At 66.2% G+C, this 6876-nt stretch carries 5 protein-coding genes; 1 reads left to right on the top strand and 4 read right to left on the bottom strand.

Translation table 11 applies throughout. The annotated features are described in order from the left end of the window. Positions 1-324, top strand: a 324-nt coding sequence (locus BAC01S_RS14635) for a HigA family addiction module antitoxin (RefSeq protein WP_407667933.1), incomplete at its 5' end; no start/stop codon positions are given. A 56-nt stretch (positions 325-380) separates the two neighbouring features. Here BAC01S_RS14635 and BAC01S_RS31345 read toward each other — a convergent pair. From BAC01S_RS31345 to BAC01S_RS14615, 4 genes are all read right to left on the bottom strand, one after another. Further along, positions 381-2210: an ABC transporter ATP-binding protein gene (locus BAC01S_RS31345; RefSeq protein WP_043202264.1), complete on the bottom strand. Its 1830-nt coding sequence runs from the start codon at positions 2208-2210 to the stop codon at positions 381-383. A 399-nt stretch (positions 2211-2609) separates the two neighbouring features. After that, complete coding sequence (locus BAC01S_RS14625; protein ID WP_027795438.1) at positions 2610-3884, bottom strand: DUF445 domain-containing protein; 1275 nt, start codon at positions 3882-3884, stop codon at positions 2610-2612. Between the two features lie 14 nt (positions 3885-3898). Further along, positions 3899-4744 (bottom strand): EcsC family protein, encoded by an 846-nt coding sequence (locus tag BAC01S_RS31340; RefSeq protein ID WP_043202263.1) that lies wholly within the window; start codon positions 4742-4744, stop codon positions 3899-3901. Further along, complete coding sequence (locus tag BAC01S_RS14615; protein ID WP_027795437.1) at positions 4741-6873, bottom strand: heavy metal translocating P-type ATPase; 2133 nt, start codon at positions 6871-6873, stop codon at positions 4741-4743. Before BAC01S_RS14615 ends, BAC01S_RS31340 begins: the two co-directional genes overlap by 4 nt. Between the last annotated feature and the right edge of the window lie 3 nt (positions 6874-6876).

Raw genomic sequence — 6876 nt, 5'->3', positions numbered from 1 at the left:
CCACTGAGGAGCAGCACCATGGTACGGGAAGTTCCACTTGCGACACCGGGCGAGATTCTTTCGGAAGACTGGCTCAAGCCCATGAGCATCAGCCAGTACGCGCTCGCCAAGGCGATTGGCGTGCCGCCGCGCCGCATCAACGAGATCGTGCTCGGCAAGCGCGCCATCACGGCCGACACCGCCGTGCGCCTTGCCGTCTATTTCGGCACCGACGCGCGCAGCTGGATGGAGCTGCAGGCGCATTACGACACCGAACTCGCGCGCGAGCAATTGCAGGACGTGCTGGCTCGCATCCGGCCGCATGTGCCTGCCGAGCCTGCTTGACGGCTTGAAACCAGCTTGAGGCGGTGCTGCCGCGCCCGCGCGGCAGCACCCACGTATTAGCGCAGGACGACGTCGTCCGCGAGACCCTTCGTCAGTTCGAGCGCCTGGCGCTCGAATAGCCGGCGATACAGCCCGCTTTCGCGGCGAATCAGGGCATCATGGCTGCCTTCCTCCACCACGCGCCCGCGCTCAAGCACGAGCAGCCGGTCGAGCGCGCGCACCGTCGAGAGCCGGTGCGCCACAACTACGGTGGTCCTGCCCACCATCAGCCGCTCCATCGCCTGCTGGATCAGCACTTCGCTTTCGCTGTCGAGGCTCGAAGTCGCTTCGTCGAAGATCAGGATCGGTGCGTTCGCGAGGAACGCGCGCGCGATCGCCACACGCTGGCGCTCGCCGCCCGAAAGTTTCACGCCGCGCTCGCCCACGAGCGTGTCGTAGCCGTGCGGCAGCGCGGCGATGAAGTCGTGCGCGCTGGCCTGCCTTGCCGCGCGCTCGATTTCTGCGCGCGTAGCGCCAGGCCGCGCGTAGGCAATGTTCTCCGCGAGCGAGCGGTGGAACAGCACCGGCTCCTGCTGCACGATGGCGATCTGCGAACGCAGCGAAGCTTGCAGCACGCGCGCGATATCCTGGCCGTCGATCGTGATGCGCCCGCCCGACACGTCGTACAGGCGCTGGATCAGCTTGATCAGCGTCGTCTTGCCCGAGCCCGAGTGGCCGACGAGTCCCACGCGCTCGCCAGGCGCGATCCGCAGCGAGAGATTCTCGTAGAGCGGCCGCTGGTCCGCGCCGTAGCGGAACGTCATGTTTTCGAACCGGATGTCGCCGCGGTCGATCACGATGGGCGGCGCGCCCGGCTTGTCGTCGATACCGAGCGGCTGGGCGTCGAGCATCACGAGCTCTTCCATGTCGTTGACCGAGCGCTGCAGGTTGCGAACGTGCATGCCGACGTCGCGCAGATAACCTTTCAGCAGGAAGAACAGCGTGAGCGCGAACGTGATGTCGCCGACGCTCGCGAGCCCGCGTGCCCACAGCATGAGCGCCGCGCCGAGGATCGCCGCCTGCATGGCCACGAGCAGCACGCCTTGCACGCCGCCGTTGAACGTGCCGCGCCGCCAGGTGCGCCGGGTGCGCTTGTCCCACTTCGAAACGACGCGCGCGAGCCGCGCTTCTTCGCGCGTTTCCGCGCCGAACGCCTTGACGACCGCGTTGCACGAGATCGCGTCGGCGAGCGCGCCGCCCATCTTCGTGTCCCATGCGTTCGCGAGCCGCGCGGACGGCGCGACGTAGAAGAGCGAAAGCGAGACCGTAACGGCGAGATAGAGCAGCGAGCCGAGCCCCACCACGAGTCCCATCACGTGCCACTGCAGCGCGAGCAGGACGGTCGAGCCGACCAGCATCACGAGCGAGGGAAAGAGCGCGACGAGCAGCGTGTCGTTGAGCAGGTCGAGCGCCCACATGCCGCGCGTGATCTTGCGCACGGTCGAGCCCGCGAAGCTGTTCGCGTGCCAGTCGGTCGAGAAGCGCTGTACGCGGTGGAACGCCTGCGTGGCGATCTCGCTCATCATTCTCAGCGTGAGCACGATGATGTTCTGGAATGCCAACTGACGCATGAGCGTGCCTGCCAGCCCGAGCGCGGTGAGCATCCAGAACGCGGCAATGGCGGCGTGCCATGTGGGAGCGGCGCCGTTCGCGGCGTTGCGGGCCAGTGCGTCGACGAGTTCGCCCGCGTAATGCGGCGTGAACACGTCGGCGAGCGCGCCGAACAGCGCGGCGAGCGCCACGGCGAGCACACGCACGGGCTGGCGTGTCCAATGGCGCCAGGTGAAGCCGAGTACGTCGCGGAACGTGCGTCCGCCGGAACCGGTCCTGGTTTTTTGGTCGGTCATGGATAGCGTGCCCCGGACTTTGCGTCCGGAGACCCCAATGGAAAGTGGCAACAGAAAATGGGCTCGTGCGTCCTGGCCGCGGCCGGACGCACTACCTCGGAATCACGGAAAGCCTACGCGGCAGAAGTTTGAGCCGCGCGAACGAGCCCGGCAGGGCGCAATTGCAGGCTGCAATTACGTCAGTGCTCGCGAAAAACTCGCGGCGAACCCGACATCACGCGGGGCATTGGCATGCCGGCGGCCATCTGAAAGTTGTTGACCATCTCAGCCTCCTCGTGGAATCGGGTGAAGGGGAAGGCGCCGCTCAGGCCGGCACCCGTATGAAGATTCCGCCGATTCTAGCAGCGTCGGCGCGTTCTTGCTTGCATCGGCTCTCATCTGTGACGAAAAGAACACGGCTCAACCCAGGAGCCGCACCGCAACGAAGATGCCGAGTCCCACGAGACCGCCCACGAGCGTGCCGTTGACGCGGATATATTGCAGATCCTTGCCGAACTGGAGTTCCAGTTTTTCCACGAGCGTTTCGGTGTCCCAGCGCGCGACGACTTCGGAGACGAAGGCGCCGATCTCCTGGCGGTTCGGCACGACGGCGTTGAACACCATCCGCTGCGCGGACTGGTTGATGAGCGCGCGGATGTCCGCGCTTTCGTCGATCCATTTGCCGATCGCGATCAGCGCGTGTTCCAGGTAATTCGCCAGCACGCCGTCGCTCGCGCTCAGTTCGGCCCGCACCTTGCCTTCGACTTCCACGCCCAGCCAGTTCAGATACCCTGCGACTACGCCGTCGTCCAGCACGTCCGATTTGATCCGTTCGCCATACTCCAGCAGTTGGGGGTCGTCGGCGAGACGGAGCATGAAGGTGTCGAGCATGTCCCGGTATTCGACGCGCCAGGGGTGTTCGGCGTCTTCGCGCGCCTCGTTCATCGTGCTTTGCAATTCCGCGAGAAAGGCGTTGGTCAACCGTTCGTCGAGCCAGCCTGGCACCCAGCCCGCGCTTTTCTTCGCGACCTTCTGGCGAATGTTGTCCTGGTGGTGATCGAGAAAGCGCTGGGCTTTGTCGATCGCGATGTCGAACGCCGTTTCGTGATGGCCGTGCGCGACGAGCACCGACAGCAATCGTGCGACGAGCGGCGCGGCAGCAAACGAATCGATGCCGTTGCGAATCAGGCCACGGCTGAAGCTTTGCACTTCGTGCTCGCCGAAGAGCGAGAGCAGCGAGGGAACGAGGCCCTGCAGGCGTTGCGCGACGAGCTTCGCGTTGGCGGGTTCGGTGATCCAGCGGGTTGCCCAGCCGGCCGCATCGACATGCTCGAGCTTGGCCGCCACTTCGGCCGGCGCCAGAAAGTTGCTCGACACGAACCGGCCGAAACTCTCGCCGATGCGCACCTTGTGGCGGGGAATGACCGCCGTATGCGGCAGCGCGACGCCGAACGGGTGGCGAAACAGCGAGACGACCGCGAACCAGTCGGCACAGGCGCCCACCATGGCCGCCTCGCTGAACGCGCGCACATAAGCGAGCCACGGTTGTGCCGATGCGAACGCGGAGGCTGCGATGAACAGCAACAGCATCGCGAGCAGCAGCGCGGTGGCCACGATGCGCATACGCTTGAGTTGCACGACGCGTTCGTCGACAGGCAAGGGCGTCGCGGGATCGATGGGGGGAACGCTCGCCATGGCGTCGCGGCGCGCTAGGGAAGGAATTTCGCCAGGTATCCGGGCGCTGCCTTGCGCGAATGCCCGCGGTACAGTCCCTGGATCGTCTGCGGGTCATAGAGGCGTTCGAGGCGCCGGACCGTGAAATGGCCGCGTGCGATGCGCTGAAAGTGCTCGGTGAAGATCATGTTCAGGGTCGCGCCGCCGATGGCGCCCACGACCGGCACGATGCTCGAAGCCGACATGTCCGACACCACGAGGCCGAAGCGGGCGACGATCTCGCCTACGAGCTTGGCGATGATCGGCGTGGACGCGTTCACCGCGCCGCGCTCGGTGAGGAGTGCGGCGACGTCGTAGGTGAGGCGCGTCAGCACGAGGCGCGCGGCGTAGTAGTCGACGTTTGCCCGATCGTGCGGGCCGCGCACGCCGAGCGCGAAGACCTCGAGGCAGGCAAGCCGCGTCTCGATGAGGCTCAGGTCCTCGCCTTCCGCGCGGGCGATTCCGGCGATCGCGCGCAGCATCAGCACCGTGGTGATCGGCAGCTCGACGGGCAGGGCCGCCATGCCGAAGAAGCCGCCCACACCGCCCGCGAGGCCGACGACGACGTTGTTCAGCCAGTCCGGCGCGGCCTCGGGCGTGTCGTCTTCGAGCGAGTTGATCGCCACTTCGAGGCACTTGAGGATCGCCCCGCGAACGCTGTCGCGCAGCCGTTCGTTGAGCGTGCGCGGCAGCCGCTCGACGATCGAATTGATCGGTTGTCCGACATAATCGGCGAGCCGCGCGGCAAAGTGCGGATTCTCCAGCAGGTCGACGGCGAGTTTGAGATCGCGGCGGTGTTCCGCCGTCAGCCTGCCGTCGACAACCTGGATGGGCGTGTTCATGACTGGCGCAGGGCGGGGCGCAGGCCGTTCAGGCTCGCGATGATCGCCGAGCCGTTGCTGATGACCGCGGTGACCTCGGGGCTGACGAGGCCGCCGGGCAGCGCGAGCCCCAGCGCGAGCGTGTTCAGTGCCGCCACGATTCCGTAGTTCTGCTTGATGAGTCCGACCGCGCCGCGCGAAATCTCGATCGCCTTGATCAGCTTCCAGAGCGAGTCTTCCATCAGCACGACGTCGGCCGACTCGTGCGTGATGTCGGCGCCGTACTTCATCGCAATGCCGACGTCGGCGAAGCTCAGGGCCGGCGAATCGTTGATCCCGTCGCCCACCATCGCGACGACACGGCCCTCGCGCTGCAACTGCAGGATCACCTCGGCCTTGTCCGCCGGCATCATGTTCGCCACCTGCCGCGTCAGGCCGACGCGCTTGCCGACTGCCTTCGCCACGACGGCGTTGTCGCCCGTGAGCATGATCGTGTCGCGGATGCCCATGGCGTGCAATGTGTCGACGATCTGCCGGCTTTCCGGACGAATCCGGTCTTCGTAGGCGATCAGGCCCGCAAGCTGACCGTCGATGGCGACATAGAGCGACGAGCAGCCGCGCTCGTCGATCGCGGCGCGCTCGGTCGCGATATGGTCGACGCGAATGTCGTTCTGGTGCAGGAAGCGCTCGCTGCCTACGTGCATGTAATAGCCGTTCACGCGTCCCTCGACGCCGAGGCCGATCCGGTATTCGGTCTCGTCGCAAGGCGGCAGCGCGAGCTGCAATTCGCGGCTTTTTTCGCGCAGCGCTTCCGCCACCGGATGCTGGAGCCGCGTTTCGGCCGCCACCGCGAGCGCCAGCAGGTGTTCGGGCGAAACGTGGCGATTGAACGACTGCATGTTCACCACATGCGGCGTGCCGACGCTTAGCGTGCCGGTCTTGTCGAACACCACGGTATCGACTTCGGCGAGCTTTTCCATATGGCCGCCGCTCTTGATGACGATGCCGGCGCGTGCCGCATGGGTCATCGAAGAGAGCACGGCGGTAGGCGCCGCGACGCGAATGCCGGTGCCGTAGTCGACGATGACGAGCGACAGGAAGCGGTTGAAATCGCGCGAGACCAGCGCGGTGCCGATCGCGAGGCCGAGCGTGGGCAGCACGAGCCGGTCCGCGAAGCGTTCCGCATGATTCTGCATGCGCGTGTCGCCCACGGGCGCCGAATCGACCAGGTGGGCGATCTGCCCCGCCGTGGTGTCGTTGCCGACACGGATCGCGCGCAACGTTAGTTGTCCTTCGCGCAGGATCGTGGCCGCGAACACGGCTTCGCCGACACCGCGAGAAACTGGCAGTCCCTCGCCGGTGATCGTCTTCTGGTCGATCATGCCGTTGCCGGAGAGAATCTCGCCGTCCACGGGGATCATTTCACCGGGATAGACCACGACGGAATCGTCGATCGCGAGGTTCGTTGCGGGAACGGCCACCACCGCGCCGTCGCGGATCACCCAGGCGGTCTTGTCCTTGAACCCGAGCAGTTCGGTGACCGCCCGTTTCGAACCGGCCGCGGTGAGGTCGCGGATCCAGTCGCCGAGGCGGATCAGCCAGGTGATGACGCCGCCCGTGACGAGGTTGCCCTGGCCGATCGATGCCGTGATCGCCAGCGCGTCCAGGAAGTCGACGTTCAGGCGCCGCTCGCGGCTCCAGACCTGCCAGGCCCGCTGGAAGATCGGCACGGCGTTGTAGATCATGAGCGGCACGTTGACCGCCATGGCGAGCGGGTTGGCCGAGAACGAGAGCAGCAGCGAGAGGCTGGGCAGCGCGAGCGGCCAGCGGGGCTTCTCGGGCGCAACGTGGCTGCGGGCGGCGCCGACCGCGCTTGCCGAACCGGTCGGGTCCAGATAGCGCAGCAACTGATCGAGGTCGGCGAGACTGAAGCCCTCGAGCATGTCGAGCAGTTCGTCGAGCTGGTCGCCTCGCTCGCGGTCGTAATGGACGATCAGGCTCGCGCAGTCGTATTTGATCTGCGCTTCGTCGATGAAGTCCTGCTGCCTGAGCCACGACAACGCCGATTCCGCGAGCGGCGAGGGAGCGCAAAGCGCCGGGACATGCAGACGCACGCGTCCCGGAATCGCGTGCCGGATCGAAAACTCCATAGC

Source organism: Paraburkholderia acidipaludis NBRC 101816, from assembly GCF_000684975.1.
In the GTDB taxonomy this organism is placed as follows: domain Bacteria; phylum Pseudomonadota; class Gammaproteobacteria; order Burkholderiales; family Burkholderiaceae; genus Paraburkholderia; species Paraburkholderia acidipaludis.
Note: the sequence above shows the minus strand (reverse complement) of the source record. Positions and strands in the feature narration are given on the sequence as shown.